The organism is Spirillospora sp. NPDC052242 (assembly GCF_040679555.1).
GTDB lineage: Bacteria > Actinomycetota > Actinomycetes > Streptosporangiales > Streptosporangiaceae > Spirillospora.
In genome coordinates this window covers 46,454-73,060 of the sequence record NZ_JBFAUZ010000033.1, presented here as the reverse complement: position 1 = coordinate 73,060, position 26,607 = coordinate 46,454, and the positions used below count along the sequence as shown (strand labels likewise).

24 protein-coding genes, 3 tRNA genes, 1 pseudogene and 1 riboswitch are annotated in these 26,607 nt (G+C 74.0%); of the genes and pseudogenes, 11 read left to right on the top strand and 17 right to left on the bottom strand.

Features of this window, described 5'->3' with window-relative positions; translation table 11 throughout:
* The 3 genes and pseudogenes from AB0L25_RS25805 to AB0L25_RS25795 form a co-directional block, all read left to right on the top strand.
* Positions 1 to 165 (top strand): annotated as a pseudogene (locus tag AB0L25_RS25805) (SDR family NAD(P)-dependent oxidoreductase); the annotation flags it as partial.
* Between the two features lie 26 nt (positions 166 to 191).
* Positions 192 to 431 carry an SDR family NAD(P)-dependent oxidoreductase gene (locus tag AB0L25_RS25800; protein WP_500175291.1) on the top strand — a complete coding sequence of 80 codons (240 nt, stop codon included), beginning with the start codon at positions 192 to 194 and terminating at the stop codon, positions 429 to 431.
* A 23-nt stretch (positions 432 to 454) separates the two neighbouring features.
* A complete protein-coding gene (locus tag AB0L25_RS25795) occupies positions 455 to 1,960 on the top strand; it encodes a bis-aminopropyl spermidine synthase family protein (RefSeq protein WP_500175245.1) in 1,506 nt (501 codons plus the stop codon).
* Here AB0L25_RS25795 and AB0L25_RS25790 read toward each other — a convergent pair.
* Entirely contained in the window at positions 1,957 to 3,660 is a 1,704-nt protein-coding gene (locus AB0L25_RS25790; protein ID WP_500175244.1) for an ABC transporter ATP-binding protein, read from the bottom strand. The genes AB0L25_RS25795 and AB0L25_RS25790 overlap by 4 nt on opposite strands.
* On the bottom strand, positions 3,657 to 5,309 hold the full coding sequence (locus AB0L25_RS25785) for an ABC transporter ATP-binding protein (RefSeq protein WP_500175243.1): 1,653 nt from the start codon (positions 5,307 to 5,309) through the stop codon (positions 3,657 to 3,659). The genes AB0L25_RS25790 and AB0L25_RS25785 overlap by 4 nt, the downstream gene beginning before the upstream one ends.
* A 139-nt stretch (positions 5,310 to 5,448) precedes the next feature.
* Between AB0L25_RS25785 and AB0L25_RS25780 the strand changes: the two genes are divergently transcribed.
* Positions 5,449 to 5,997 carry a protein kinase domain-containing protein gene (locus tag AB0L25_RS25780; RefSeq protein WP_500175290.1) on the top strand — a complete coding sequence of 183 codons (549 nt, stop codon included), beginning with the start codon at positions 5,449 to 5,451 and terminating at the stop codon, positions 5,995 to 5,997.
* Here the strand turns inward: AB0L25_RS25780 and AB0L25_RS25775 are convergent.
* The 5 genes from AB0L25_RS25775 to AB0L25_RS25755 form a co-directional block, all read right to left on the bottom strand.
* Positions 5,951 to 6,022, bottom strand: a tRNA-Val gene (locus AB0L25_RS25775). The two genes, AB0L25_RS25780 and AB0L25_RS25775, sit on opposite strands and share 47 nt — an antisense overlap.
* Before the next feature lie 18 nt (positions 6,023 to 6,040).
* Positions 6,041 to 6,111: transfer RNA gene (locus AB0L25_RS25770), tRNA-Cys, on the bottom strand.
* A 28-nt stretch (positions 6,112 to 6,139) separates the two neighbouring features.
* A tRNA-Gly gene (locus tag AB0L25_RS25765) sits at positions 6,140 to 6,212 on the bottom strand.
* A gap of 41 nt (positions 6,213 to 6,253) precedes the next feature.
* Complete coding sequence (locus AB0L25_RS25760) at positions 6,254 to 7,252, bottom strand: CHAP domain-containing protein (RefSeq protein ID WP_500175242.1); 999 nt, start codon at positions 7,250 to 7,252, stop codon at positions 6,254 to 6,256.
* Positions 7,253 to 7,330: 78 nt separating this feature from the next.
* Positions 7,331 to 8,131, bottom strand: coding sequence for a universal stress protein (locus tag AB0L25_RS25755; RefSeq protein WP_500175241.1), 801 nt, complete (start codon positions 8,129 to 8,131; stop codon positions 7,331 to 7,333).
* A gap of 104 nt (positions 8,132 to 8,235) precedes the next feature.
* Here AB0L25_RS25755 and AB0L25_RS25750 point away from each other — a divergent pair, with 104 nt between their 5' ends.
* Positions 8,236 to 8,817 carry a YceI family protein gene (locus AB0L25_RS25750; RefSeq protein WP_500175240.1) on the top strand — a complete coding sequence of 194 codons (582 nt, stop codon included), beginning with the start codon at positions 8,236 to 8,238 and terminating at the stop codon, positions 8,815 to 8,817.
* Positions 8,818 to 8,859: 42 nt separating this feature from the next.
* A complete protein-coding gene (locus AB0L25_RS25745; RefSeq protein WP_500175239.1) occupies positions 8,860 to 10,611 on the top strand; it encodes a HEAT repeat domain-containing protein in 1,752 nt (583 codons plus the stop codon).
* On the opposite strand, the gene AB0L25_RS25740 is transcribed toward AB0L25_RS25745, so the two are convergent.
* Both AB0L25_RS25740 and AB0L25_RS25735 read right to left on the bottom strand, forming a co-directional pair.
* Positions 10,580 to 11,272 carry a hypothetical protein gene (locus AB0L25_RS25740; protein ID WP_500175238.1) on the bottom strand — a complete coding sequence of 231 codons (693 nt, stop codon included), beginning with the start codon at positions 11,270 to 11,272 and terminating at the stop codon, positions 10,580 to 10,582. The genes AB0L25_RS25745 and AB0L25_RS25740 overlap by 32 nt on opposite strands.
* A 224-nt stretch (positions 11,273 to 11,496) precedes the next feature.
* Positions 11,497 to 12,258 (bottom strand): maleylpyruvate isomerase family mycothiol-dependent enzyme, encoded by a 762-nt coding sequence (locus tag AB0L25_RS25735; RefSeq protein WP_500175237.1) that lies wholly within the window; start codon positions 12,256 to 12,258, stop codon positions 11,497 to 11,499.
* 71 nt (positions 12,259 to 12,329) lie between these two features.
* Here AB0L25_RS25735 and AB0L25_RS25730 point away from each other — a divergent pair, with 71 nt between their 5' ends.
* The 3 genes from AB0L25_RS25730 to AB0L25_RS25720 all read left to right on the top strand — a co-directional run bounded on the left by AB0L25_RS25730 (position 12,330) and on the right by AB0L25_RS25720 (position 15,026).
* Entirely contained in the window at positions 12,330 to 13,244 is a 915-nt protein-coding gene (locus tag AB0L25_RS25730; RefSeq protein WP_500175236.1) for a MerR family transcriptional regulator, read from the top strand.
* 70 nt (positions 13,245 to 13,314) lie between these two features.
* Positions 13,315 to 14,403 carry an LLM class flavin-dependent oxidoreductase gene (locus AB0L25_RS25725; protein ID WP_500175235.1) on the top strand — a complete coding sequence of 363 codons (1,089 nt, stop codon included), beginning with the start codon at positions 13,315 to 13,317 and terminating at the stop codon, positions 14,401 to 14,403.
* Positions 14,400 to 15,026 carry a CE1759 family FMN reductase gene (locus AB0L25_RS25720; protein WP_500175234.1) on the top strand — a complete coding sequence of 209 codons (627 nt, stop codon included), beginning with the start codon at positions 14,400 to 14,402 and terminating at the stop codon, positions 15,024 to 15,026. Before AB0L25_RS25725 ends, AB0L25_RS25720 begins: the two co-directional genes overlap by 4 nt.
* Positions 15,027 to 15,044: 18 nt before the next feature.
* Here the strand turns inward: AB0L25_RS25720 and cobN are convergent, their stop codons facing one another.
* The 3 genes from cobN to AB0L25_RS25705 all read right to left on the bottom strand — a co-directional run bounded on the left by cobN (position 15,045) and on the right by AB0L25_RS25705 (position 21,349).
* Positions 15,045 to 18,578 carry a cobaltochelatase subunit CobN gene (gene cobN, locus AB0L25_RS25715; RefSeq protein WP_500175233.1) on the bottom strand — a complete coding sequence of 1,178 codons (3,534 nt, stop codon included), beginning with the start codon at positions 18,576 to 18,578 and terminating at the stop codon, positions 15,045 to 15,047.
* Between the two features lie 61 nt (positions 18,579 to 18,639).
* Positions 18,640 to 18,756, bottom strand: a riboswitch (cobalamin riboswitch).
* Between the two features lie 436 nt (positions 18,757 to 19,192).
* A complete protein-coding gene (locus tag AB0L25_RS25710) occupies positions 19,193 to 20,647 on the bottom strand; it encodes a sensor histidine kinase (RefSeq protein WP_500175232.1) in 1,455 nt (484 codons plus the stop codon).
* On the bottom strand, positions 20,648 to 21,349 hold the full coding sequence (locus AB0L25_RS25705) for a response regulator transcription factor (RefSeq protein WP_500175231.1): 702 nt from the start codon (positions 21,347 to 21,349) through the stop codon (positions 20,648 to 20,650). It lies immediately after the preceding gene.
* 178 nt (positions 21,350 to 21,527) lie between these two features.
* On the opposite strand from AB0L25_RS25705, the gene AB0L25_RS25700 reads away from it, so the two are divergent.
* Positions 21,528 to 22,157, top strand: a complete 630-nt coding sequence (locus AB0L25_RS25700; RefSeq protein WP_500175230.1) for a PepSY domain-containing protein — start codon at positions 21,528 to 21,530, stop codon at positions 22,155 to 22,157.
* Positions 22,158 to 22,252: 95 nt separating this feature from the next.
* Here the strand turns inward: AB0L25_RS25700 and AB0L25_RS25695 are convergent, their stop codons facing one another.
* Both AB0L25_RS25695 and AB0L25_RS25690 read right to left on the bottom strand, forming a co-directional pair.
* Entirely contained in the window at positions 22,253 to 22,621 is a 369-nt protein-coding gene (locus tag AB0L25_RS25695; protein WP_500175229.1) for a hypothetical protein, read from the bottom strand.
* Positions 22,622 to 22,786: 165 nt separating this feature from the next.
* Positions 22,787 to 23,041 carry a hypothetical protein gene (locus tag AB0L25_RS25690; protein ID WP_500175228.1) on the bottom strand — a complete coding sequence of 85 codons (255 nt, stop codon included), beginning with the start codon at positions 23,039 to 23,041 and terminating at the stop codon, positions 22,787 to 22,789.
* A 38-nt stretch (positions 23,042 to 23,079) separates the two neighbouring features.
* On the opposite strand from AB0L25_RS25690, the gene AB0L25_RS25685 reads away from it, so the two are divergent.
* Positions 23,080 to 23,598: a TetR/AcrR family transcriptional regulator gene (locus tag AB0L25_RS25685; protein WP_500175289.1), complete on the top strand. Its 519-nt coding sequence runs from the start codon at positions 23,080 to 23,082 to the stop codon at positions 23,596 to 23,598.
* Positions 23,599 to 23,601: 3 nt separating this feature from the next.
* On the opposite strand, the gene AB0L25_RS25680 is transcribed toward AB0L25_RS25685, so the two are convergent.
* From AB0L25_RS25680 to AB0L25_RS25670, 3 genes are all read right to left on the bottom strand, one after another.
* Positions 23,602 to 24,762 (bottom strand): hypothetical protein, encoded by a 1,161-nt coding sequence (locus AB0L25_RS25680; RefSeq protein WP_500175227.1) that lies wholly within the window; start codon positions 24,760 to 24,762, stop codon positions 23,602 to 23,604.
* A 252-nt stretch (positions 24,763 to 25,014) separates the two neighbouring features.
* Positions 25,015 to 25,854, bottom strand: a complete 840-nt coding sequence (locus AB0L25_RS25675; RefSeq protein ID WP_500175226.1) for an alpha/beta fold hydrolase — start codon at positions 25,852 to 25,854, stop codon at positions 25,015 to 25,017.
* Positions 25,851 to 26,567 carry a DUF899 domain-containing protein gene (locus tag AB0L25_RS25670; RefSeq protein ID WP_500175225.1) on the bottom strand — a complete coding sequence of 239 codons (717 nt, stop codon included), beginning with the start codon at positions 26,565 to 26,567 and terminating at the stop codon, positions 25,851 to 25,853. The genes AB0L25_RS25675 and AB0L25_RS25670 overlap by 4 nt, the downstream gene beginning before the upstream one ends.
* Positions 26,568 to 26,607 lie beyond the last annotated feature (40 nt).

The following is a 26,607-nucleotide window of genomic DNA, read 5'->3' as shown; positions in this document are numbered from 1 at the left end:
ATGGCAAGACTCGACGGCAAGATCGCGCTGATCACGGGCGGGGCCCGCGGCATCGGCGCGGCGCACGTGCGCCGGTTCGTCGCCGAGGGCGCGGAGGTCGTGTTCGGCGACCTCCTGCACAACCTGGGCGAGGCGCTCGCCGCGGAGACCGGGGCGGTGTTCGTCCCGATGGACGTCACGAGGCAGGACGACTGGACGGCCGCGGTGCGGGCGGTTGTGGACCGCGGACGTCGTCCGTCGAGGGGTACGCGGGCCTGTCGGCGTACGCGGCGAGCAAGTTCGGCGTCCGCGGCGTCACCAAGGCCGCCGCGCAGGAACTCGGCCGGTTCGGCATCCGGGTCAACTCGATCCATCCCGGCGGCATCGCCACCGAGCTGGCCCTCGACCCGGACGTCGCCGACGGCGGCCTGCTCAGCGGACCCGGCTACTGACCGGCGGGCAATAAACTGCCCGGATGGACGAACCCGGTGCCCACGAGATCGGCGCGGGCGGCGAGGACGCGGCGCTGCCGGTCGTGGACGGCATGGAACCGGTGCGGGTCCACGCCGCGCTCGCCCTCCTCGCGGAGGGCTGGCGCACCCGCGCCGAGCTCGTCCGCGCGACGGCCGCGCCGCGCCGCTCGATCGAGGCGCTGCTGCGCACCGTCCCGGTCGAGCGGTCCGGCGACCGCTACCGCCGCGTCCCGCCCGCGCCCGTCCCGGCGCACGCCGCCCCGGCCGACCCCGTCGGGCACCTGCTGCCCGCGCACGCGCCGGCCGTCGAGGTCCTCGCCGACCTCATCGCCCGCGCGCCCCGCGCGCGGCGCGCCCTCGACCACGTGTCCGCCACCCCCGAGACCGTCGTCCGCCGGGCGCTGTTCCTCGGCGCCCGCTTCCGCCCGCCGGGCGCGCCCGCCCCCCGCCTGCTGTGCGTCGGCGACCACGACCTGACCTCGCTCGCCGTCGGCCTCGTCCACCCGGACGTCCGGACGACCGTCGTCGACATCGACGACCGCATCCTCGCCCACATCGACGCCGAGGCCGAGAAGCTCGGCCTCGACGTCCGCACCCGCTGGGCCGACCTGCGGCTCGGCCTGCCGCCCGCGGCCCGCGACCACGACCTCGCGATCACCGACCCGCCCTACACCCCGGACGGCGTCGGCCTGTTCGCCGCCCGCGCCGTCGAGGGCCTCGGCGACCTCGCGCGGGGCCGCGTCCTGCTCGCCTACGGCGCCGGCGACCTCACCCCCGCGCTCGCCCTCAAGGTGCAGCACGCCCTCGGCGAGCTGAACCTCCTCGCCGAGGCGATCTACCCCGACTTCAACCGCTACTTCGGCGCCGAGGCGATCGGGTCGGCCGCCGACCTGTACGTCCTGCGCCCCACCACGAAGACGCTGCCCGCCGCCGTCGCCCGCGCCGACCGGTTCGCCGCCGCCATCTACACGCACGGCCCGCAGTCGGTGGAGTCGGCGGCCGCGCAGGAGCTCACGGCCGCGTCGGTCGCCGACCTGCACCCCGACGTCCTCGTCGGCGCGTGGCCGAAGGACGTGCTGCCGAACGTCCCCCGCGTCCGGCTGACGACCTGGCTCGCCAAGCCGTACGCCGCGACCGTCCGCCGCGCCGCGATCGCGCTGCCGCCCGGGCTCGAACCCGCGCTCGTACGCGTCCTGCTCGCCACCCGCGCGGAACGCGTCCGCGTGTTCACCGCCGCCGACCTCGCCGAACCCGCCGAGATCCTCGCGCCCGTCTACGAGCTGACCGCGCGCGGGACGCACGTGGACGCCGTCCGCCGCCCCCCGTCCGGCACGCTCGCCCGCACGCTCATGGACCGCGCGCACGGGAAGGTCGCGAACGCCTGGCGCGACGCGCTGATGCGCACCCGCGGGCTCACCAAGCGCGAGGCCCGCGCCGAGGTCCCCGCCTGGGCCCGCGACGTGACCGTCCTGGAACTCCCCGCGCACCGCCTCAAGTCGCTCGCCTAGGCGTCGCGCGAGCCCGACCATGCCGACCAGAGCGCGGCGTAGGCGCCGCCCGCCGCGCGGAGTTCGTCGTGCGTGCCGCTCTCCACGACGCGGCCGCCGTCCATCACCACCACCCGGTCGGCGGACGCGGCCTGCGTCAGCCGGTGCGCCACCACCAGCGCCGTCCGGCCCTCCACGGCGCGCTCCGCCGCCCGCTCCAGGACCTTCGCGCCCGCGCTGCCCGCCTCCGCCGTCGCCTCGTCCAGCACGGCCACGCGGGGGTCCGCGAGGATCAGCCGGGCCAGCGCGAGTTGCTGCGACCGCGCGCTCGTCAGCCGGTGCCCGCCCTCCCCGACGACGGTGCCGAAACCGTCCGGCAGTTCCTCCTCCGCCCACTCCAGCGCGCCGACCCGCGCGAGCGCGTCCCGCAGGCGCTCGGCCGACGCGTCCGGGGCCGCGAGCCGCAGGTCCTCGGCGAGCGTCCCGGCGAACACGTGCACCTCCTGCGTCACCAGCGCCACGTCGTCCGCCCGGACCGTGCCGCCCGTCGGCGCGTGCACGCCCGCCACCAGCTTCGCCAGCGTCGTCTTCCCGGCGCCGCTCGCGCCCACCAGCGCGACCCGCTCCCCGGGCCGCACCCGCAGGTCGATCCCGTGCAGCACCGGACGTCCCGGCACGTACTCGTGCTCGACCGCCTCGACCGTCACCGAGCCGTCGCCCGGCGCGGTCTCCGCCGGGGCGCCCGGCGCCGGACGGTCGGCGACCCCGACGAGCCGCGCGAGGCCCGCCCCGGCCGCCTGCGCGTCGTCGATCAGGACCAGGACCGTGTTCATCGGCGCGAACAGGTTGTGGAAGTACAGCGCCGCCGCCGTCGCCGTCCCGATCGACGCGTGACCGCCGTCCACCAGCACGAACCCGGCGACCAGCACCGCCGCGAGCCCGGTGTACTCCGCCACGTGCAGCCGGCAGTAGAACCGCAGCACCAGGTGGATCGTGCGCATCGTCAGCTCGACCAGCGCCCGCGACTTCCGCGCGACGAGGCCCGTGTGCTCGTCCTCCAGCCGGAACGCCCGCACGGTCGCCGCACCGCCGATGCCGTCCAGCAGTTGCTGCTGCTGCGCCCCGTTCGCCACCCGCTGCTCCGCGTACAGCGGCACGGCCCGCCGCACGTACCAGCGCGCCGTGTACGCCTGCACCGGCGCCGCGCACAGCGCCGCGAGCAGGAACCGCCAGTCCAGCACGGCGAGCGCCCCCAGCGTCAGGACGATCGCCAGCGACGACCGCACCAGCTCGGGCAGCGCCCGCCGCACCGCCTCCGCGACCAGCGACACGTCCCCGGTGACCCGCGCGACGAGGTCGCCCGAGCCCGCACGCTCCAGTTCGTCCAGCGGAAGGTGCAGCGCCCGCTCGACGAACCGTTCCCGCAGCCTCGCCAGCACCGTCTCGCCGAGCCGCGACACCAGCGACAGCCCCGCCGCGGTCGTGACGCCCTGCACCACCGCCACGGCGATCAGCCCGGCGACGATCCACGTGATGACGTCCGGGTCCCGCTGCGCGACGGCGTCGACGATCCGCCCGACCAGCGGCGCCGTCAGCAGCCCGGTCGCCGTCGCCGCCGTCAGCACCCCGAACCCGGCGACCGCCAGCCCCCGGTGCGGCCGGACCAGCTCGCCCAGCACCGCCCGCGTCCGGGCGCCGCTCGCCGTGGGAAGCAACGTCACGCCAGCACCGCCGTCCGGTAGTCCGCGCGCCCGGCCAGCTCGGCGTGGGTACCGGTGTCCGCCACCCGCCCCTCCGCCAGCAGCACCACCCGGTCGGCGACCGCCAGCAGCGCCGGGCTCGCCGTCACCACGATCGTCGTCCGTCCCGCCCGAATCGCCCGCAGCCCCTCGGCGATGCGCGCCTCGGTGACCGCGTCCACCGCCGTCGTCGGATCGTGCAGCACCAGGACGTCCGCGTCCGCCGCGAGGGCGCGCGCCAGTGCCACCCGCTGCCGCTGCCCGCCCGACAGCGTCCGGCCCCGCTCCCCGAGGACGGTGCCCCGCAGGACCTCGTCGGCGCCCGCGGCCGCCATCGCCTTGCCCACGTCGATCCGCGCGACCGCCGCCACGTTGTCCTCCAGCCCGCCCGCGAACAGGTCGGCGTCGTGCGGCGCCACCAGGATCGACCGGCGCACCGCACCCGGCGCCAGCGTCGCGAGCGGCACCCCGTCCAGCTCGACGGCCCCCGCGTCCGGATCGACCTCCCGGCCGAGGCACCGCAGCAGGTTCCACGCGTCGGCCGGGTCGGCCACGACGCCCAGCAGCTCGCCGGGCTCGACCTCGAAGCTCACCCCGGCCAGCGAACCGCACGCGACGTCCCGCAGCCGCACCCGTCCGTCCACCGCGACCAGCGGCTCCGCCGCCCCCGACGGCACCGCCTCCGGCGCCGCGAGCACCTCCGCGACCCGCGCCGCCGACGCCCGTCCCTGCGCCAGCTCGGTGTTCACCCACGACAGCGTCGACAGCGGCCCCAGCAGCAGCAGTGCGAGCCCCACCGCGCTCACCAGCTCCCCGAGCCCGATGTCCCCGGCGGCGGCCAGCCGCCCGCCGACGAGGGCGACGATCGCGATGAAGATCCCCGTGAGCGCCAGCACCGTCCCGTTCTGCCACGCCTCGGCCCGCGCCGCCCGCAGCGTCGCCTCCAGCGAACGGGCGCTCGTCGCCCGGTACCGCTCCACCGCCGCGCGTTCCGCGCCGATGCCCTTCAGCACCCGCAGCCCGCCGACCAGGTCCGCCGCGACCGCCGACGCGTGCGCGCCCCGTTCCTGCTCCGCACGGCTGCGCCGCTCCAGCGGCTTGCTGAGCAGATGCCCCGCCCACAGCAGCGGCGGCGCCCCGAGCAGCACCAGCAGCCCCAGCGGCACCGAGATCCCGAGCAGGACGACGGCGCTAGCGACGAGCGCGACGACCGCGGCGATCCCGGCCATCAGCGCGACGTTGACCGCCCCGACCCGGCGGGCGTCCTCCGTCGCGATCGACGCCAGCGCCCCGGGCAGCCGCCCCCGTTCGGCGCCGCCCCGCGGGTCCAGCACCCGCGCCACGATCGCCGTCCGCACCTCGTGCGCCGCCCGCGCCCCGGCCCGTTCCCCCCGGTACGCGCCGATCCGGAACGACCACGACAACCCGACGTACACGATCGCCAGGACGCCCAGCCACAGGAGCAGCGCGCGCCCGTCTCCCGGCCCCACCGCCGCGTCGATCGCGATCCCGATGAGCACCGGCACGAACGTCTCGCCGATCTGGTGCCCCGACGCCAGCGCCGCGGCGATCGTCACGTCCCCGCGCTGCCCGCGAACCGCGCCCCACAGCACGTCCCGCCCGCCCGCCATGACGCCCCCTCGAGATCAAAGTTAGGCAAGCCTAATAGTCGTGTCCGAAATCGGCACGTCCGGGGCGAACCACCCTCCGGCCCCGTACTCTCGGCGGTGAAACGATCAAGGGGAGGCGCGGGCGGACTCTGGGCGGCGACTGGCCGACCGCTACCGCCTGGAGAGCCCGATCGGCCGGGGCGGCATGGGCCGGGTGTGGCGGGCGACGGACCTGCGCCTCGACCGTCCCGTGGCGGTGAAGGTCCTGGCGGACGGCGCCGCCGACCCGGCGCTCGTCGCGCGGTTCCGCCGGGAGGCCCACCTCGCCGCCGGGCTCCAGCACCCGGGCATCACGGTCGTCCACGACATCGACCAGGACGCCGACACGCTGTTCCTGGTGATGGAGCTGCTGAACGGGGAGGATCTGCGCGCCGTGCTGGCCCGCCATCCGGCCGGGCTGCCGCCGGCACGGCCGGACCCCAAGGGTGCACAGGCGTGTAAGCCCGAACCGGCCGAGTGCACGATTTACGAAAGCCGAACCGGCGAAAGCCGGGGGCGTGGGGGCGGAGCCCCCACATCGGGGGTCTGGGGGTCGCCCCCCAGGAAAACACCTCGGGCCATGGCGCAGATGCTTGCATCAAGCAAGCCGCACCGCCTCGAAGTGGGCGATACTGGGATTGAACCAGTGACCTCTACCGTGTCAAGGTAGCGCTCTCCCACTGAGCTAATCGCCCTTGCGCAAACGCGTCGCGAGGTGGAGACGGGATTTGAACCCGTGTACACGGCTTTGCAGGCCGTTGCCTCGCCTCTCGGCCACTCCACCAGAGCGAGGCCGCCTGGGCCTCATTCAGAGCGGACGACGGGATTCGAACCCGCGACCCTCACCTTGGCAAGGTGATGCTCTACCAACTGAGCCACGTCCGCTTGTCCTTTCGGGGGCTCGCCCCCTGGCGACATGGATAACTCTAGCGGAACTTCAGACCGGTTGCGTACTTGTCGGTGGACGAGTCGGTGGTCTCGGCGTGCAGGGAGTTCCAGAACGCGAGCTCGTTGTCCTCCTCGAGGTGGGCGATGCGGCCCCAGAACTCGCGGTCCTCGGCTTCGTGCGCCGCGGCCAGCGAGAGCGCGGGCATGACCGTGGTGCCGGCGTCGGCGGCGTCCAGGTCGGCGGGGGTCACGTCGGCGGGGAGGGCGGCGGGGACGGCGGGGCGGTGGTGCTTGCCGCGCTTGCGGACGCGGATGGGCGGGGCGGTCGGGGTCTTGGCGGCGGCCGCGCGGCCGATGGTCAGGGCGGCGGTCCCGCACAGGACGAGCGCGAGGACGCCGCCGAGCGCGACCTCCTGGACGGGGAGCTGCTGTTCGGCGGGCGCGCTCCGGTCCTGCTCGTGGGTGCCGGTGGCGGCGCGCGGGTTCGCGAGCTGGTCGACCTTGGGCGCGGGCGCGGCGTGCTTGGGGGTGTACTTCTGCGCCACCTGCACCTTGCCGGGGTAGCCGAACCCGACGACCTGGTCCATGTCGCGGGTCTTGCGCGTCAGCTTGTAGCCGTCGGCGTTGCCCTCGATGGTGTGGAGCGTCTTGCCGTCGACCTTCTCGACGATGCCGACGTGGTCGATCTGGTCGAGGTCCTTCGAGCCGCTCCAGTCGTAGAAGACGATCGCGCCGGGTTCGGGTTCGTCGCCCCAGGCGTCGTGCTCCTCGAACCACTTGGCGTGGTCGGGGGTGGCGGCGAACTGCCCGGCCTGCTCGGTGACGCCCGCCTTGTCGGCGGCCCAGGCGAGGAACATGTCGCACCAGGGGGCCGTCGTGAAGTACGGGTTGTTGTCGTCGTCGACGTTCTCGGTCCACCAGTCGCCGAACTTGGTGTACCCGTCGTCCTTCTCGGTGTAGCCCAGTTCCTTCCGGGCCACCTCGAGCAGCTTCTCGCCGATGGGGTCCATGCCGCGCCGCTCCACGATCAAGGTCACGTTCTGATCTCGACGGAATGTAGCGGAGGTAAAGAGCGCGCGGCAAGCCGATCCGGGCAAGCCGTCATTTCCGACTACTCAGAAGTAGCCCCTCGGGAGGACGGTCACCGGGCAGGGCGCCGCCCGCAGGACCTTGAGGGCCACCTCGCCCAGGAAGACGCGGTGGGCGGCGGCGTCCTCGCTGGACGCGCAGACGAGGAGCTCCCCGTCGGCCCAGCCGACGTCGTCCATCGCGGCCGCGACGTCGGCGCCCTCGGCGAGCTCGGCGGTGACGTCCTCGGACGGGACGTCCGCCGACTCGAGCGCGAGCCTGATCGCGAGCGCCTGGTCGTCGCGGAGCCGTTCGGGGTCCTCGCCGAGACAGAGCGTGACGAGGCGGAGCGGCACGCCGAGCCGCTCGGCCGCGACGGCCGCGCGCACCACCGCCTCGTCGCACTGCGGGCGGCGCACGTACATGACGGTGATCCGGTCGAGGCCGTCCCGCGCGGTGTACCCGGACGGGGCGAGCATCACGGCCTCCGTCGCCGAGTGCAGCAGGTGGTCGGCGGCGGCGCCGACGCCGATGCGCCCGTGCGCGCCGCCCTCGGGGGACCCCACGACGATGACGTCCGCGCCGATCCGCCCGGCGAGCGCGGTCAGCCCCCGCCCCACGCTGCGTCCCTCCTGGGCGTGCAGCTCCGCGGGTTCCTCCTCCAGGAGCGCGGCCGCCTGCTCCAGGACGGTCTGCGCCTCGCTCGCGGCGCCCGGCCGGTCGGGGGCGTGGACGGTCGCGACGCTCAGCCGGCCGCCGGTCACCGCGACGATGGCCCGCGCGAGGTCGAGCGCCTCCCGGCCGCCGACGTCATGGACGTATCCGACGAGGACGTGGTCTCCGATCACATGCGGAGCATTCCCCTCGAACGGCAGGTCAGACCCGTCCACGTTAGGCGATCTTGGGGTGATATGAGGTAGTTTTTCTGGGTTGTCACTATTTGGGGGGTTCCATGGGGGCCGAGGTGTCCGACCTCGAAGCCGGGCGCTGGACCGTCGACCCGGTGCACTCGGAGATCACGTTCACGGTGCGGCACCTGATGACGACGGTGCGCGGTTCGTTCACCGACTTCGGCGGGGAGGTGGAGATCGGCGAGGACCCGCTCGACTCCCGCGCGCACGCGGAGATCCGGATGGCCTCGATCGACACCCGCAGCGCGGAACGGGACGCGCACGTCCGCTCGGCCGACTTCCTCGACGTCGACAACCACCCGGTCATGACGTTCACGGGCCACCGCGTCGAGCGGGCGGCGATCGGCCGCCGCGCCCGCAACCCGCGCTACCACGTCGACGGCGAGCTGACGATCAAGGACGTCACCCGCCCGGTCCGGCTGCTGACCGAGTTCCACGGCATCAGCCCCGACCCGTGGGGCGGCACCCGCGCGGGCTTCACCGCGACGACGTCCATCAGCCGCAGTGACTTCGGCATCGAGTTCAACGTGCCGCTGCAGGGCGACAAGGTCATGCTCGGCGACACCATCGCGATCGCCCTCGAGATCCAGGCCGTCCTCGCCACCGCCGACTCCCGCGCCTGACTTCGCGGAACCGCCGGGGACGGTGATCCGTCCGATCCGGTGATGATCGAGGAGCGACTGGCCCGCACGGCGGCGAAGCTCGCCGCGCTGCGCGGACGTCTCGCCCCGTTCGGCCCTCCCCTCCCCGAGGAGCGCGTGGCGGCCTTCGAGGACCGCAACGGCGTCCGCCTCCCGGACGCCTATCGCCGGTTCGTCACCACGATCGGCAACGGCGGACCGGGCCCCTACCAGGGCCTGCTCGCCCTCGACCCCGACCTGCACGATCCCCAGCTCGCCGGCACGTTCCCCTACGGACCGGACGACCTGCCGACCCTGTGGCCACGGGAAACGACCGAGTGGGCGTACTGGGACATGTACCGGGGCACCCTCCCGGTCGCGCGCCAGCACGACATCGAATGGGAGTACCACGAGACGGCCGAGCCGGAGTCGCGGCTCGTCCTCTCCGGCCCGGGCCGGGGCCGCGTCGTCATGGTCGACGCGAGCCGCGACTGGTTCCCGCCGATCCACCACCCGGCCCCCGACTTCCTCGCCTGGTACGACGAATGGCTGGACGACCCGTTCTCCCGGGTCCACCGGTACGGCTCGGACTTCGACCGCCGCGGCGTCCGGCTCGCCGACCTCCGCGACGCCGATCCGGACGAGGCCGTCCGGACCGCGCACGTGGTGGCCGCCCGCATGGGCAACCGGCGGACCGAGCAGGCGCCGCCGCACGTCTGCGAGGCCCTGGCGGACGCCGCCCTGCACGCGCCGTCCGCGCCCGTCCGGGCGGCGTCCGCCTGGGCGCTGCGCCGGGCGCGCCGGGACGTCGGCCGCCACGCGCTGCCGCTGCTGCACGGCGGCGACCCCCGCGTCCGCCGCCTCGCGATCGGCCACGTCGCCGCCTCGCGGGAACTGGACCGCCCGACCGCCGAGACGGCGATCCGCGAACTGCTCGCCGACCCCGATCCGGACGTCCGGGCCGCGGCCGCGTCGGCCGTGGGCGACGTCGCCGTCCTGCGCGCCCTGCTCGCCGCCCCCGCCCCCCGCGCCCGCCTGGCGGCCCTGAAACAGGTCTCCACCATCGCCCTCAGGGCCCCGGACGAACGGAACACGCTCGCACGGGCCGCCCGGCCACTACTACGCGACCCCGCCCCGGACGTCCGGGCCGCAGCCGTCACGGCGCTCGCTGGTTTGCGGGATCTGGTGCCCTGGGCCGCGCCCATGCTGCACGCCGCCCTCACCGATCCCGCCGTCGCCGTGCGGCGCGCCGCCGCGCACCGCCTGCTGCACTCCGCGAAGCGGGACGCGGGCCCGCAGGCCGTGCCCGTTCTGCTCACCGACCCGGACCCCGTCATCCGGTACGAGACGCTCCGCCTCGTGCCGGCCGTGCACGTCCGTCACTGGGGCGCCCAGGCGCGGGCCCTGCTCGCCGACCCGGACCCGCAGGTGCGCGCGGCGGCGCTCGGCGCGCTCCTCGAGGCGGGGGCGCCGCCGCCGGAGGACGAGTGGGCGCCGCTGCTCGCCGATCCGTGCGGGCCGGTCCGGCACCGGGCCCTGCGCTCGACGGCGCGCGGCCTGCGCCGCGGCGGGCCGCGCCCCGGCGGCCCGGTGCACGAGGCGCTGCACTGGATCCTGACCGCCCCCGACCGCGACCTCCGCTCCACCCTGAGCTTCGCCCTGGAGCGGACGTGCACCGCCGAATGCCGTCCGGTGATCGCCGCGGCCCTGGCCGCCGAGGACGACCGCGTGATCCGCTACACCCTCGGGAAGCTCCTCGAGACGATCAGTCCGGACGGTACGCGCGGAGGTCCTTGAGCAGGAGGTGTGCGTCGGACAGGCGCTTCGCGTCCTTCAGGGAGCGGTAGATACCCCATTTGGGGGCGATGTCGCCCTTGTTGTTCCACAGGTCGAGGCCGTCCCGGGTGATGTCCGCCGCGACGCCGTCCTCGGACGACACCCGCCACCGGACGGCCCCCGCCTCGGCGAACCGGGCCTCCAGCTCGACGTCGATCCACCGGCTGCGGAGCGGACGCAGGTCCGTCTCCCCGGCCACGACGCCCGCGTGGATCGCGTTCAGCTCCAGCAGGTCGCGGCCGCCGCGGCGGCGCAGCGACGTGACCAGCACCGGCGAGCCGCCCTTGCCGCCCGCGAAGAACTGGTGCACGTGCGTGAAGCTCGTCGTGGCCCGCAGCGCGCCCGTCAGGTACCACGACCAGGTGAACCGCCACGTCTCGCCGCGGCCCACGACCAGTTTCCGGCCGTCCGCCCGCATGCCCTTGACCTCCTGGCGCTGCCGGTCGGGGGAGCGGTCCACGTCGCCGGGATGGTGAATGTCGAACCGGTACATCGTTCCGAGCGCCCTGATGTGCCGGACGCCCGGGTGCGAGCCCGCCCGGTCGTCCTCGACGCTCGCGAACGCGTCCAGGCCGTCCCGCCCCGGCACCGCGTCCCACACCAGCCGCCACCCGTCCGCCATCGCCCCATTGTGGCGGACCGACGGACGAACCGGGGCGTCCCCCGCGCACGCCCCGGCCCGCCGTTCGTCCGGGGGCGACCCGCCCTCCGCAGCGGCGGCCGTCTAACCGTCGACCTCCACTCCGCTGTACCCCGGCGGACGATCAGAGGTGTCACCGCGGGAGGCGGGCTGCCCCATGCCGCGGTAGCGCTGGCCGCCGGGCTCCGCTGCGTTCCGGTCGGTGGTCAGACGGCGGTGTGCGCCAGCCAGTGGTCGAGCAGTGCACGGTCGCCGGTCACCTTCACCGCGGCGTCGTCCGGGGCGAGGCGGCGCGCGAACACCAGCATCAGGTCCTGGACGGGGCCCGCGATGGTCATGTCGGCGTCGCGGGCCTCGTACTCGACGACGGCGGCGTCCGGGCGCCGGGTGATCAGCCAGCCGGGGACGGACGGTTCGTCCGCGCGCAGGCACAGCGTCTCGCCCGACCCGCGGAGTTCGGCGAGCTCGGGCTTGAGGCGCGCGGCGGCGGGGGCGGTGAGCAGGCCGAACGTCTCGGTGAGTTCGTCGGCCGCGAGGTCGGGCGCGATCGTGAAGGGGGTCCCGGCGGTGATCGTCGCGTCGGCGTGGTGGACGGACGTGTCGTGCAGCATCCGGCGCAGCCACATCGCCGACGGGGCGTCGCCCATCACGGGGTGCGCGACGGCGCCCGGGTGCGCGGCCTGCGCGGCGATCGCCTCGGCGGCGCCGTCGCGGAGCCACGCGCCCCAGTCGGCCGGGTCGGCGGGCGTGTCGCGGGGCAGTTCGTCCGCCACGCGGGTGCCGCCGCGCCGGAACATGGCCGCCGCCCAGCGGTGCGCCTGGCCGACGTGCCCGACGAGGTCGCGCAGCGTCCATTCCGGGCAGGTCGGGACGATCGTGTCGGGGGCCCGGCGGGAGGCGGCGTCGGCGAGCCCGGCGGTGTGCTCCCGCAGCCCTTCGGCGATGCGCGTGATGTCCAGGACGTCCATGTCCTGCTCCTCTCTTCCGGTGAGTGCACGCGTACCGTAGGAACTCCACCCGGGTGGAGGTTCAAGTAGTTGTGACGGACGGCACATCGCTCGCGATCGGGGACCTGTCGGCGCTCACCGGGGTGCCGGTGCGCACGATCCGGTTCTACTGCGACGAGGGGATCCTCGAGCCGGTGCGCAGCGCGGGCGGGCACCGGCGGTTCGACGCGGCGGCGGCCGACCGGCTGCGGCTCGTCCGGCGGCTGCGGGGGCTCGGGCTCGGGCTGCCCGCGATCACGGACGTGCTGGCCGGTGCGCGGTCGCTGGACGAGGCGGTCGCCGCGGAGCGGGCCGCGCTGGACGCGGAGCTGTCGGCGCTCGCGTGGCGGCGCGCGTCGCTGCGGGCGGTCGAGGACGCGGATCCGGCCGGGCGCGCGGCGCGCCTCGACCTGCTGGCGGCCGTGCAGGACGGGCCGCGGGCGCACGAGGCGCTCATGGACTTCTGGCGCCGCCGGATCGTGGTGGCGGTGCCCGACGAGGTGGTGCGGGTGCACCTGGAGATGACGGTGCCCGCGCCGCCGGCCGATCCCGCGCCGGAGCAGGTCGTCGCGTACGCGGGGATGGTCGCGCTGGCGGGGGACCGGGCCCTGTTCCGGCGGCTGCGCGAGCGGGGCCGCCGGAACGCCGAGCGGGTCGTGGACGAGCCGACGCTGCTGTACGGGATGCGCGAGGCCGTCGAACTGGCGATGCCGCTCGTGCGCGCGGGCCGGGAACCGGAGGCCGGGCCCGCTTTGGAGCGGTTCGTGGACGCGCACGCGGCGGGCCGGCGCGAGCGGGACTCGGTGGAGTTCCGCCGCTCCCTCCTGCCGGCCGTCGAGCCGGAGCAGGACCCGCGGATGCGCCGGTACTGGGCGCTGAACGGCGAGGTGATCGGCGATCCGGCCGCTCCGGGCGCGGTCGTCCTGTGGCTGATCGACGCGCTCCGGCGCAGCGTGGCCGCGGCCTGACCGGCGTCCTGGAATAGGTCCCCGCCGGACCGGGTTAGGATGGTTGAACGTTCTACTATTGGAGGCCGGCATGCAGTTCGGGATCTTCTCGGTCGGCGACGTCACCACGGACCCGACCGACGGCCGCACGCCCACCGAGGCCGAGCGCATCAAGGCCATGGTCGCGATCGCGCTGAAGGCCGAGGAGGTCGGGCTGGACGTCTTCGCGAGCGGCGAGCACCACAACCCGCCGTTCGTCCCGTCCTCGCCGACGACGATGCTCGGCTACATCGCGGCCCGCACCGAGCGGCTCGTGCTGTCCACCGCGACCACGCTGATCACCACCAACGACCCGGTGAAGATCGCCGAGGACTTCGCGATGCTGCAGCACCTCGCGGACGGCCGTGTCGACCTGATGATGGGGCGCGGCAACACCGGCCCGGTCTACCCGTGGTTCGGCCAGGACATCCGCAACGGCATCCCGCTCGCGATCGAGAACTACCACCTCCTGCACCGGCTCTGGCGCGAGGACGTCGTCGACTGGGAGGGCAAGTTCCGGACGCCGCTGCAGTCGTTCACCTCGACGCCGCGCCCGCTGGACGGCGTCCCGCCGTTCGTCTGGCACGGCTCGATCCGCAGCCCGGAGATCGCCGAGCAGGCCGCCTACTACGGCGACGGCTTCTTCGCGAACCACATCTTCTGGCCCACGACGCACTTCCAGCGGCTCATCGGCCTGTACCGGCGGCGCTACGAGCACTACGGGCACGGCTCCGCCGACCAGGCCATCGTCGGGCTCGGCGGGCAGGTGTTCATGCGCAAGAACTCCCAGGACGCCGTCCGCGAGTTCCGCCCCTACTTCGACAACGCCCCCGTGTACGGGCACGGCCCGTCGCTGGAGGAGTTCACCGCCGAGACGCCGCTCACCGTCGGCAGCCCGCAGCAGGTCATCGACCGGACGCTGACGTTCCGCGACCACTTCGGCGACTACCAGCGCCAGCTGTTCCTCATGGACCACGCGGGCCTGCCGCTGAAGACCGTCCTGGAGCAGCTCGACATCCTCGGCGAGGAGGTCGTCCCCGTGCTGCGCAAGGAGTTCGAGTCGCTGCGCCCCGCGCACGTCCCGGCCACCGCCCCGACGCACGCCGAGCGCGCCGCGAAGACCCGGGAGGAGACCCGATGAGCGGCACCCGCACCCTCGCCGTCGTGTCGGCCGGCCTCGGCCGCCCGTCGTCCACCCGGCTGCTGGCCGACCGGCTCGCCGGGGCCGCCGCGGACGCCCTGCGCGCCGAGCACGGCACCGACGTCGTGATCGAACCGGTCGAGCTGCGCGACCACGCCCACGCGATGGTCGACGCGACCCTCACCGGCTTCCCGACCGGCGGGTTCCGCGCCGCCGTCGAGACCGTGACCGGCGCGGACGGCCTCGTCGCCGTCACCCCGGTGTTCAACGCGTCCTACGGCGGCCTGTTCAAGACGTTCTTCGACGTCCTCGACCGCGACGCCCTGGACGGGACGCCCGCGCTGATCGGCGCGACCGGCGGCACCGAGCGGCACTCGCTAGCCCTCGACTTCGCCGTCCGCCCGCTGCTGGCGTACCTGCGGGCGAACGTCGTCCCGACGGCCGTGTACGCGGCGTCCGCGGACTGGGGGAGCGGCGACGACCGCCTCGGCGACCGGATCCGCCGCGCGGGCGCGGAACTCGCCGCCCTCGTCGCCGGCCGCCCGGCGCCCGCCGCGGAGGACCCGTACGCGAACCCCGTCCCGTTCGAGACCCTTCTCGGCTCGGCCGACCGCGCCGGGTAGCGCCGCGCTCCTCCCGGATCAGCCGTCTTCCAGGTCGCCCTCGACCTCCAGGTAGAGGCGCTTCAGCGCATCGAGGGTGGCCTGCTCCGGGTGCTCCCACATGCCCCGGTCCGCCGCCTCCAGCAGGCGTTCGGCGATGCCGTGCAGGGCCCACGGGTTCGACTTCTCGAAGAACGCGCGGTTCTCCTCGTCCAGCGCGTACGTCTGCGCCAGCTTCTCGTACATCCAGTCGGCGACGACCCCCGCCGTGGCGTCGTAGCCGAACAGGTAGTCGACCGTCGCGGCCAGCTCGAACGCGCCCTTGTACCCGTGCCGGCGCATCGCCGCCAGCCACCGCGGGTTCACCACCCGCGCGCGGAACACGCGGGACGTCTCCTCGTCGAGCGTCCGCGTCCGGACGGCGTCCGGGCGGGTGCTGTCGCCGATGTACGCCTTCGGCGCCCGCCCGGTCAGCGCCCGCACCGTGGCGATCATCCCGCCGTGGTACTGGAAGTAGTCGTCGGAGTCGGCGATGTCGTGCTCGCGCGTGTCGGTGTTCTTCGCGGCGACGCTGATCCGCCGGTACGCGCTCTCCATGTCGCCGCGCGCCGGGACGCCGTCCAGGCCGCGCCCGTACGCGTAGCCGCCCCACACCGCGTACACCTCGGCGAGGTCGGAGTCGTCGCGCCAGTTCCGGCTGTCGATCAGCGGCAGGATGCCCGCGCCGTAGGCGCCCGGCCGCGACCCGAACACCCGCATCGTCGCGCGCCGCTCGTCGCCGTGCGCCGCCGTGTCCGCCCGGACGTGCGCGCGCACGAAGTTGTCGTCGTCGCGTTCGTCCAGTCCGGCCACCAGCAGCACCGCGTCGTCCAGCATCGCGACCGCGTGCGGGAACGCGTCGCGGAAGAAGCCGCTGATCCGGACGGTCACGTCGACGCGCGGGCGCCCCAGTTCGGCCAGCGGCACGGCCTCCAGACCGGTGACCCGCCGCGACGCCTCGTCCCACACCGGACGGACGCCGAGCAGCGCGAGGACCTCCGCGATGTCGTCGCCCGACGTGCGCATCGCGCTCGTGCCCCACACCGACAGCCCGACCGAGCGCGGCCACTCGCCCGTCTCGTCCCGGTACCGCTCGAGCAGCGAGTCCGCCATCGCGCGGCCCGTCTCGTACGCCAGCCGGGACGGGACGGCCTTCGGGTCGACCGAGTAGAAGTTGCGGCCGGTCGGCAGCACGTTGATCAGGCCGCGCAGCGGCGAGCCGCTCGGCCCCGCCGGGACGTAGCCGCCCTCCAGCGCGTGCAGCACCATGCCGATCTCGTCGGACGTCCGCGCCAGCCGGGGCACGATCTCCTCGGCCGCGAACCGCAGGATCTCCGCGACCTTCCCGTCGGCGACCTCCCCGGCGGCCGCCGGGTCCCAGCCCCGCTCCTCCATGGCCTCGACCAGCGCGCGCGCCCGCCCCTCGAACGCGTCGACCTGCGCGCGGTCCGACGAACCCTCGTCCAGGCCGAGCGCCTCGCGCAGGCCGGGGAGCGCCTGCGAGCCGCCCCACAGCTGCCGGGCCCGCAGCATAGCCAGCACCAGGTCGACCCGGGCGCCCCCGTCCGGCGCGACCCCGAGCACGTGCAGCCCGTCCCGGATCTGCACGTCCTTGACCTCGCACAACCACCCGTCCACGTGCAGCAGGAAGTCGTCGAACTCCGCGTCGTGCGGACGGTCGTCCAGCCCGAGGTCGTGGTCGAGCCGGGCGGCCTGGATCAGCGTCCAGATCTGCGCCCGGATCGCCGGGAGCTTCGCCGGGTCCATCGCGGCGACGTTCGCGTGCTCGTCGAGGAGCTGCTCCAGCCGCGCGATGTCGCCGTAGCTCTCCGCCCGCGCCATCGGCGGGATCAGGTGATCGACGAGCGTCGCGTGCGCCCGCCGCTTCGCCTGCGTCCCCTCCCCGGGATCGTTCACCAGGAACGGGTAGATCAGCGGCAGGTCGCCCAGCGCCGCGTCCGGCCCGCACTCCGCGGACATCCCCGCGGCCTTGCCCGGCAGCCACTCCAGGTTCCCGTGCTTGCCGACGTGCACCACCGCGTGCGCGCCGAACTCGCCCTCCAGCCACCGGTACGCGGCGAGGTAGTGGTGGCTCGGCGGCAGGTCCGGATCGTGGTAGATCGCGACCGGGTTCTCCCCGAATCCGCGCGGCGGCTGCACCATCACCACCACGTTCCCCGACCGCAGCGCCGCGAGGACGATGTCGTCGCCGTCCACGAACAGCTCGCCCGGCGGCGGCCCCCAGTGCCGCTCGATGCCCGCGCGCAGCCCGTCCGGCAGCGTCCGGTACCAGGACTCGTACTCGGCCCGCGGGACCCGCACCGGGTTCCGCTCGAGCTGCTCCTCGGTCAGCCAGTCGGCGTCCTGCCCGCCGGCCTCGATCAGCGCGTGCATCAGCGCGTCGCCCTCGTCCGGCAGTGCGTCCCCGACGTCGTACCCGCGCTCGCGCAGCGCCCCGAGCAGCCGCACCACGCTCGCCGGCGTGTCCAGCCCGACCGCGTTGCCGATCCGCGCGTGCTTCGTCGGGTACGCCGACAGCATCAGCGCGACCCGCTTCTCCCCGGCGGGCACGTGCCGCAGCGCCGCGTGCCGCACCGCGATCCCCGCGACCCGCGCGGCCCGCTCCTCGTCGGCCACGTAGACGCTGAGCCCGTCCTCGTCCGTCTCCTTGAACGAGAACGGCACCGTGATCAGCCGCCCGTCGAACTCCGGCACCGCCACCTGCGTCGCCGTGTCCAGCGGCGACAGCCCGTCGTCGTTCTCCTCCCACGCGGCCCGCTCGCTCGTCAGGCACAGCCCCTGCAGGATCGGGACGTCCAGTTCCGCGAGCGCCCCGACGTCCCACGCCTCGTCGTCCCCGCCGGCCCCCGCGAGCGCCGGCTTCGTCCCGCCCGCCGCCAGGACCGTCACGACCAGCGCGTCCACGCGCCCCAGCATCTCCAGCAGGCCGGCCTCGGCCGTCCGCAGCGAGGCGCAGAACACCGGCAGCGCCCGGCCGCCCTTCGCCTCGATCGCGCGGCACAGCGCGTCCACGAACGCGGTGTTCCCGGCCAGGTGGTGCGCCCGGTAGTACAGCACCCCCACGACGGGCCCGCCGCCGTCCGCCGCGTCCCGCTCGAGGACGCCCCACGTGGGCGTCGCCGCGGGCGGCGCGAACCCGAACCCCGTCAGCAGCACGGTGTCCGACAGGAACCGGAACAGCTCGCCCAGATTCCCGGGACCCCCGTGCGCGAGGTAGGCGTGCGCCTCGGCCGCGACCCCCGCCGGAACCGTCGACAGCCCCATCAGCTCGGCGTCCGGAACCTGCTCCCCGCTGATCACCACCACCGGCCGGGGGCCCGCCAGCAGGGCGTCCAGGCCCTCCTCCCAGGCCCGGCGCCCGCCGAGCAGCCGCACCACGACGAGGTCGGCGCCCTCGACGAGCCTGGGAAGGTCTTCGACGCCCACCCGCGCGGGGTTCGCCAGACGGAAGTCGGCGCCACTGGCGCGCGCGCTGAGCAGGTCGGTGTCCGAGGTGGACAGCAGAAGGATCACGCGGATCGAGTCCTCACCCGGGGTCCTCGCCCCGAATCGCAGGGAAGCGGCGGCGACACGGAGTCTCCTGGCTCCCGGATCGGCGCTCGCCCCGGCCTTCCCGCTCGCGCAGTGGCCGTACTGGGGTCCGCTCCCCGGTGACAGTTGCGGGACAGCGCCGGATTCGCACCGGCTTCCTCCGCTTGTCGCCGCTCACACCCTAACGCGGCCCGGACTCGGGACGGCATGATGGCCCCATGGCGGACGAAAGCGCGTGGATCACCATCGTGACGTACGAGAACCTGCCCGGAGCCCCGTCGCCCATGGCGGCGACGCGCGCTTGACTGCGCGAGCGCGGCATCGACTGGACGCCGTTCCGCGCCGATGAGGTCCGCGTGGACCTCGCCTGCGGACCCGACCCCGCGACCGGCCGCTGGCGCGGCTGGTTCACCGTCCGCGTCGATCCGGACGCGCTGCGGCGGCTCGGGCTCCACCCCGACCAGCCCGCGTCCGGGATCGTCGGCCCGTCCCCGCCCCGCTGGTGGCACGCCGCCGCCGAGCGCGCCGCCCAGGCACCCCCGCGGAGGCCGCCCCCGGCCGTGACCGGCGGCGGGACGGGTCCGGACGTCGGGCGGTCAGCCTCCGGGGGCGGCGGGGAGCCGGACCTCGAACAGCGCGCCGCCCTCGGGCGCGACACCGACGGTGATCTCCCCGCCGTGCGCCCGGACCAGGTCGTGGGTGATGGCCAGGCCGAGGCCGGCGCCCCCGTCGTCGCGGCTGCGGGCCTCGTCCAGCCGGACGAACCGCTCGAAGATCCGTTCACGGTCGTCCGGCGGCACCCCGGCGCCGTCGTCGGCGACGCGCAGCACCGTCGCGCCGCCCTCGGCGCGGAGCCGCACGCGAATCCCGGTGGCCGCGTGCCGTTCGGCGTTGTCGAGCAGGTTGGCCAGCACGCGGGCCAGCCGGACGCGGCTCCCGCGGACCCCGGGCACGTCCGCGACGTCGGCCTCGATGGCGAGAGCGCGCGGGCCCGCGGGGCGGCGCCGCAGCTCGTCGCGCACCAGATCCGCCAGGTCCACCGGCTCCGGCGCGGCGGGACGCTCCCCGGCGTCGAGCCGGGCGAGGAGCAGCAGGTCGGCGGCCAGGTGCTGGAGCCGGACGACGTCATCGGTCAGTTCGGTCACGTCCAGCAGCCGGGGGTGCGCCGCGGCCACCTCCAGCTGGGTGCGCAGCGAGGCGATCGGGGTGCGCAGCTCGTGCGCGGCGTCGGCGACGAACCCGCGCTGCCTCGCCACGGAGCGTTCGAGGGCGGCCAGGGTCTGGTTCGTCGTGCACGCCAGTTCGGCCACCTCGTCCCGGGACCCGGGCACCGGGACCCGGCGCGTCAGGTCGCCCGAGGCCGTGATCTCCACCAGCTCGCCGCGGATGGCCGCCACCGGGCGCAGCGCGCGCCGGGTGACCAGCCAGGTCACGCCCGCCGCGACGCAGAGCAGGAGCGGCAGGCCGACGAGCATCGCGCGGCCCACCGTGGCGACCGCGTCGCTCGCGGCGGCGAGGGAGGCGCCCGCGTAGACGGTGACGGTCTCGCCGGCGGGGGTGGTCGCCTCCAGCACCGCGAACCGGTAGTCGGCGGTGCGGCCGTCCACGGTGGCGCGGCCCGTGGCGTGCCGGACCTCCTCGGAGACCCCGCCCGGGTCGGGGTCCTCCTCGGCCAGGTCGTCGCCGTCCTCCCCGGCCAGGACGGCGGCGGGCCTCGGCGCGCCCGTCGCCGGAACGGCCGTCGTGGGACCGCCCGTGCCGCTGACGGCCTGCAGGTCTTCGCTCACCGCCCGCACGCGGCCGTGCGAGTCCACGATCTGGACGGGGCGCTCTTCGGTGTCGTCGAGGTTCAGCTGGTCGCAGGGGGTACCGAGGGCGAGCTCGGCGGCGGTCTCCCGGGCGGTCATCTCGGCCCGCAGGTCGGCGTGCCCGGCGAGGTTCGCCCGCAGCAGGGACATCACGATCAGCCCCACGGCGGCCAGCGCCACGGCGACGACGGCGGTCGCGCCCACGGTGGTCCGGGCCCGCACCGAGCCGAAGGGGCGCGGCATCTAACCGTTCCCGCCGGCTCGGACGGCGCCCCCGTTGGCGGCCAGCCGGTACCCGGCGCCGCGCACCGTGGTGATCGACCTGCGGCCGAAGGGGGCGTCCAGTTTGCGGCGCAGCGAACTCACGTAGACCTCGACGATGTTGGGGTCGCCCTGGAAGGCGCCGTCCCAGACGTGTTCGAGGATCTGCGCCTTCGACACCACCAGGCCGGCATGGGTCGCCAGGTGCTCCAGCAGGGCGAACTCCTTGGCGGTCAGGTGCACCTGCACGCCGGCGCGCAGGACGCGCCTGGCGGCGGGGTCGATGGTGAGGTCGCCGAGCTCGATGAGGGGCGCGGCGCCCCGGGTGCGGCGCCGCAGCAGGGCCCGGATGTGCGCGAGCAGCACCACGTAGGAGAACGGCTTGGTGAGGTAGTCGTCGGCGCCGGTGTCGAGCCCTTCGGCATGATCGTATTCACCGTCCTTGGCGGTGAGCATCAGGATCGGGACGTCGTCGCCCGCCGCGCGCAGGGCCGAGCAGACGCGGTAGCCGTTCATGCCGGGCAGCATGATGTCGAGCAGGAGCAGGTCGTAGTCGTTCTCCAGCGCCCGGTTCAGGCCCGTGACGCCGTCGTGCGCCGTGTCGACCGCGAAGCCCTCGGCGGCCAGCCCCTGCGCCAGCGACCTGGCCAGCCGCTTCTCGTCCTCGATGATCAGTAGGCGCATATCCTAAGCCTGCCAGAGATATCTAAAATCGACGTCAACGTTTCGTAAGCGGCGGTCAAAAGCGACTTGCCGATTGATGTTCATCGGATGTGGCTCGACCGGCTGCTTACCATGTGAGCGAGATGCATTTCCTCCTTTGTTTGACTCGCGGAGAATACGGACAGATCCGGAGGATTTAATGAAATTCGCCGCCGGTAAGACGTTGTCGAGGCAGGGGCTGCCGCTCGCGGCCGCGGTCGTGCTGGGCGCGCTGATCGGAGCCGTGACCACGTCGGTGGCGGCCGCCGACCGCGACGACGGCGATCAGCGGTTCGCCGCCCGCGTAACCGCTCTGCAGGCCGTCGGCACCGCTCTGCGGACGGTCCCCGGCGGCCACATCGAGGGCCTGGAGGTGGACTACGACGGCGGGAGGCTGGTGTGGGAGGCCGACGTGCTGGCCGCCGACGGCACCCGGCGGGAACTGCACCTCGACACGGGCGACGGCCGCGTGCTGGCCGACCAGATCGACCGGCCGGAGCCTGGTGAGGACGGCGACGACTGCAACGACGGCAAGCCCGGGGGCGTCGCCTCGACCCTGACGGTCCAGGCCACGGCGCTGCGCTCGGCGAAGATCACCGCGGCGCAGGCCGGGCGGCTGGCGCTGAAGGAAGTGCCCGGCACCATGACCTCGGTGGACTTCGAGTACCACCGCACCGCGCACGCGTGGGAGATCGACATCACCGCCGACAACGGAACCGAGCACAAGCTGAAGGTGGACGCCGCCTCCGGCCGGCTCGTCTCGAACATCGCCGGTGAGGCCGACGACTGACCCGTGCGCCCGATCCGTGTGCCTGACCCGTGCGCCCGATCCGTCCGTCACCGTGCCGTCGGCCCGTGACGATCGGCGTGTTTCGTGCCCGCGGATCAGGCGGCGCCGTGGTCCACCATCAAGCCCGCCGGGAGCACCTTCACCCGCAGGCTGTGGCACTCCGGGCAGAACGGATCGGCCCACGGCGGCTGAGCGGGCACCCCGCTCAACCGCCAGGCGACCGCGGTGCCGCAGTGCCGCGCCTCGTACACGTCCTCCCACACGCGCAGGCAGCACAGGCAGTGGAATCGCCATATCTCGGTGACCGTCTGGACATTGCGTCCGCGCCCGGCCGTGCAGCGCTTACGCGCATTCGGGCCTGCCGCGGGCCGCATTCGGAGTTGAGCGGCTTCAGGGTGCGGAAGGCCGGTCGTCTCTTCCGCGACGGTGCTCCACATGTGATGGGCGTCCATGTGAAAATCCATCAGATTCCTCCCTGGACTCGATGCGGCGGCCCTTCGATGGATTCACCATGACGGGCTTAGCTGAGGCCAGGCTGAAGGACCCTGAGCATTTCTTCAGAGTGACTTAATTGGGGCATATTGGTGCAAATGGACAGCGCACGGCCGCCGCCCCCACCGCCCGCCGGATCAGGCGGTCGGCGGAGTGCGCCGCGCCGACACCTTGCGGTGGCTGACCCGCCAGTGCCCGCCCACGCGCACGACGTCGTCGTAGGTCACGCTCGCGCTGGTGCCGTCCGTGTTGACGCCGATCCCCTTGGACAGGGCGCGGACCTCGCCCGGGGCCCGCTCGGTGAGGACGATGTTCGTCACGTGGTGCCCGACCGGATTCGCGTCGCCCAGCGCGCGCCCCGCGGCGGCGCAGGCCGCGGTGCCCCGCACCACGGCGAGCACGCAGGGCGGACGCCGAGAGGAACCGAAGGCTGCTGATCGCGGCGGCGAAGGAGCTGTTCGACGAGCACGGACCGGACGTGGCGCTGGACGACGTCGCGCGGCGGGCGGGCCTCGGCAACGCGACTTTGTACCGGCACTTCCCGACGCGCGGCGACCTGGTCGTCGCCGTCTACGCGGACGAGGTCGCGGCGCTCTGCGACGCGGGCGCCGCGCTGCTCGACGGCCCGGATCCGGCGGGCGCGCTGTTCGCCTGGCTGGACGCCTTCGTCGTCCACGTCGCGTCGAAACGGGCCCTGGCGCTCGCCGGAACCGAGCATGACGGCGAGCGCCGCACCGAGCTGTTCGGCGGCTGGCACGACTCCATGCGGGCGACCGCCCGGCGGCTTCTCGTCCGGGCCCAGGACTCCGGCGCCGTCGACGCCGGGCTCTCCGTGGACGACGTCCTCGCGTTGACGAGCGGGGCCGCCGTCACGGGCGACGGCGCCGAACACGCGCGGCGGCTCGTGCGGGTCCTGCGGCACGGCTTCGCGGGGCCCACCCGAGCGTGACCGTCACCAGTCGCGGACCGACTCCGTTCCGGCGGCGAGGCTCTCGTACACCCACCGGGGTTCGAGGCCGAACGCGGCTTCGGCGTCCTTCGCGATCCGCTCCAGCACCTCGAACAGCTCCTCGCGCTCGACGGTCTCGATGAAGCCCGAGCGGCGGTCGAAGCCGTTGAACGCCGTTCCGAACTCCCGCCCGATCGCGGTGAGCCGCGCGGGCCGGTCGTCCGCCGCGCCGTCGGCGAACACCGCCATGACCGCGCGCCGCGTCGCCTTGTACTGCGCGACGGACTTCTTGAAGTTCGTCTTGCTGATATTGCCCCGCCCGTCCCAGTCGCGCAGCGGATTGTTCCGGTTCTCGGCGACCCACTCCGGTCTGCGGCCGCCGCGAATCTCGACGTGCGTCCCGTTGGGGATCTCCGGACGCCACGTCGAGCGCATCGCGTTCGCGTACTCGGCCGGGACGCTGTACAGGTGCAGCGACTCCAGTGCGGGCGTGCACTGCGGCTTCAGCCGATCCTCCTTCGTCATCCCGAACAGGTGGAAGATGGAGAGTTCCTTCAGCGCCGCCAGCTCGTTCAACCGCCCGGCCGCCTCGAGCAGCCCGAGATCGCCGCGCAGATCGAGTTCCGTCAGGTTCGGGAAGAGCCGGACGATCCGCCCGCAGTCGAGCGCCTCGATCTCCCGGACGTCCAGGTGGGTGACGTCCGGACGGGCGTCGGCCATCCCGTCGACCTCGGCACCGGTGCACTCCAGTTTCCACGGCGTCGGCGGATCCTCCCGGACGCCCGCGTCCCACCGCCGCTGCCGGGCGAGCTGGTCGCCGAGCCTCCAGCCGAGGCCGTAACTGCGCGACGGCTCGTCGTGCAGCAGCGGCATCCGCCCGACGACCTTGTGGCTGCGCGGAAGCACCCACGGGAAGTTGCAGTACGCGAGCTTCCCGTTCCACGAATGGTGCGTGAGCCGCAGCGGCGACACGTCGCCGAGGTCGTCGACCGACATGGGCTCGGGCCCGGACCAGTCCAGTTCGAGCACCGCCGCCTTCTGCCATTCGGCGTCGATCCCCACGATCTGCGCCGCCGTCCACGCGCCGAGTTCGGCGGAGAACGCGGCCACCACGTCCCCCGCCGCGATCGGCCGCGGCGGACCGGCCTGCTTCCTGACTGCCATGGCCGGTGATCGTAGAGCCCGCCGGTGACAACCGGCCGCCCTACGGTTTACGGGCGACGCCGCAGAACTCGTCGATCTCCTCGGCCGTGCCGATGTCGGCGGGCCGCGGGTGCCACAGCGGGCAGGAGACGAGGCCGTCTGGAACTACTGGCTGGGCGGCAAGGACAACTTCGACCGTCAGGACCCATCCAACAACCAAGATCGAATCTGTGCGACGCCTTCGCCGAATGAGGCCATCGCTGCTTGTGACCCCTAGAAGAGGTCCGGCGTCGAGGGTGTCACGTCGTCGAGGAACGCGCTCACCATCGGCGCCAGCGTCGCCGACTCGCCGGAGATGCCGATATGCGATGTGGCGGGCAGGATCACCAAGCGCGCGGCCGGAACGCGCTCCAGCGTCCCCGACGTCGCGGCTTCCTCATCGCCGCCACCGCGCAGCCTGAACATCGCCAGGGCGTGCTCCGGTCTCACGGAATCCGCGTCGCCGACGATCACCATCGTCTTCGCGGGTATCGAACGCATCTGCTCGTCGCCGATGTTCTGGTCGTTGACGTTCAAAACCTTCATCTTCTCGACGTAGGACTCGAACGCCGTGGCGTCCGGGGTGTGCGCCTTGAACGCCTTCTCGACGGGCGTACCGGCGAACGCCTCGGCGTTGAGGCCCCGGAGGGCGTCCAGCATCGACGGGTACCAGCCGTCCTGGCGGTAGGTGGCCGACAGCAGCACCAGCTTGCCGACGAGCCCCGGATGACGGAGCGCGAGCTGCAGCGCCGCCCCGCCGCCCTGCGAGTAGCCCATCACGTCCGCGCGCTCGACCTCCAGTGCGCGCAGCAACGCCGCGGCGTCGTCGGCGAACCGCTCGTAGGACATCGCGCGGGACGTGTCGGGGGTGCGGCCGTGCCCCTGCTGATCGAAGACGATCACGGTGCGGCCGCCCGCGAAGGCCGACACCCACGGACCCATCGAGTCGGTGGCCATGAAGGCGCCGGGGATGAGCAGCAGCGGAGCGGTTCGGGAGTCGCCGAGCCCGCCGTACACCTCGTGGTAGAGGCTCAGGCCGTTGATCGGCAGATGGCCGCTGTGAGAGGGCTTCATCGCCGAGACCCCGATTCCGTGGAGTCCGGGCCGTAGAGGCGGGCGACGTCGGGGGAGTCCAGCCACTTGGAGTAGGTGGGCGACTTCGGCCAGCCGTCGGGGGAGTCCTGCCATTCCTCCTGGCGGCCCCACGGCAGGACGTCGATCAACGCGAAGGTGTAGCTGAGCTGTTCGGTGCCGCGGCCGGTGGTGTGCCAGGTGCGGTAGACCGTGTCGCCGTCGCGGAGGAAAACGTTCACCGCGAAGCCCCCGCCGGGCGGCGCGCCCATGTCGGCGCCGAACGGGCTCTCCGACGAGGAATACCAGTCCATCCTGTTGCCGACCTTGGCCTTGTAGGCGAGCGCCTCGTCGATCGGCCCGTTGGTGACGATGACGAACCGGGCGTCGTAGTTGGCCAGGAAGTCCAGCCGGACGTACTGCGACGTCAGCCCCGTGCAGCCGCCGCACTGCCACTCCGCGCCGTCGGACCACATGTGGTGGTAGACGATGAGCTGGGAGCGCCCGTCGAAGACGTCGACGAGCCGGACCGGGCCGTCCGGGCCGATCAGCGTGTAGTCCGGGAGCTCGACCATCGGCAGCCTGCGGCGCTGCGCGGCGATGGCGTCGAGTTCGCGGGTGGCGGCCTTCTCCCGCGCCCGCAGGTCGTCGAGGGCGGCCTGCCAGGTCTCCCGGTCGACGACCGGGGGCAGGGCCCCGGCCTTCTGCTCGGTCATGATTCCTCCTCGGCTCGTACGGCCTGTTCAGAGGTATCGA

What these genes read in the sequence shown, in the direction of transcription:
- AB0L25_RS25795 (WP_500175245.1), top strand. Translation starts at nt 455, where the DNA reads ATGGACGAACCCGGTGCCCACGAGATCGGCGCGGGCGGCGAGGACGCG.
- AB0L25_RS25785 (WP_500175243.1), bottom strand. Translation starts at nt 5,309, where the DNA reads ATGGCGGGCGGGCGGGACGTGCTGTGGGGCGCGGTTCGCGGGCAGCGC.
- AB0L25_RS25750 (WP_500175240.1), top strand. Translation starts at nt 8,236, where the DNA reads ATGGGGGCCGAGGTGTCCGACCTCGAAGCCGGGCGCTGGACCGTCGAC.
- AB0L25_RS25745 (WP_500175239.1), top strand. Translation starts at nt 8,860, where the DNA reads ATGATCGAGGAGCGACTGGCCCGCACGGCGGCGAAGCTCGCCGCGCTG.
- AB0L25_RS25740 (WP_500175238.1), bottom strand. Translation starts at nt 11,272, where the DNA reads ATGGCGGACGGGTGGCGGCTGGTGTGGGACGCGGTGCCGGGGCGGGAC.
- AB0L25_RS25735 (WP_500175237.1), bottom strand. Translation starts at nt 12,258, where the DNA reads ATGGACGTCCTGGACATCACGCGCATCGCCGAAGGGCTGCGGGAGCAC.
- AB0L25_RS25725 (WP_500175235.1), top strand. Translation starts at nt 13,315, where the DNA reads ATGCAGTTCGGGATCTTCTCGGTCGGCGACGTCACCACGGACCCGACC.
- AB0L25_RS25720 (WP_500175234.1), top strand. Translation starts at nt 14,400, where the DNA reads ATGAGCGGCACCCGCACCCTCGCCGTCGTGTCGGCCGGCCTCGGCCGC.
- AB0L25_RS25710 (WP_500175232.1), bottom strand. Translation starts at nt 20,647, where the DNA reads ATGCCGCGCCCCTTCGGCTCGGTGCGGGCCCGGACCACCGTGGGCGCG.
- AB0L25_RS25705 (WP_500175231.1), bottom strand. Translation starts at nt 21,349, where the DNA reads ATGCGCCTACTGATCATCGAGGACGAGAAGCGGCTGGCCAGGTCGCTG.
- AB0L25_RS25700 (WP_500175230.1), top strand. Translation starts at nt 21,528, where the DNA reads ATGAAATTCGCCGCCGGTAAGACGTTGTCGAGGCAGGGGCTGCCGCTC.
- AB0L25_RS25695 (WP_500175229.1), bottom strand. Translation starts at nt 22,621, where the DNA reads ATGGATTTTCACATGGACGCCCATCACATGTGGAGCACCGTCGCGGAA.
- AB0L25_RS25680 (WP_500175227.1), bottom strand. Translation starts at nt 24,762, where the DNA reads ATGGCAGTCAGGAAGCAGGCCGGTCCGCCGCGGCCGATCGCGGCGGGG.
- AB0L25_RS25675 (WP_500175226.1), bottom strand. Translation starts at nt 25,854, where the DNA reads ATGAAGCCCTCTCACAGCGGCCATCTGCCGATCAACGGCCTGAGCCTC.
- AB0L25_RS25670 (WP_500175225.1), bottom strand. Translation starts at nt 26,567, where the DNA reads ATGACCGAGCAGAAGGCCGGGGCCCTGCCCCCGGTCGTCGACCGGGAG.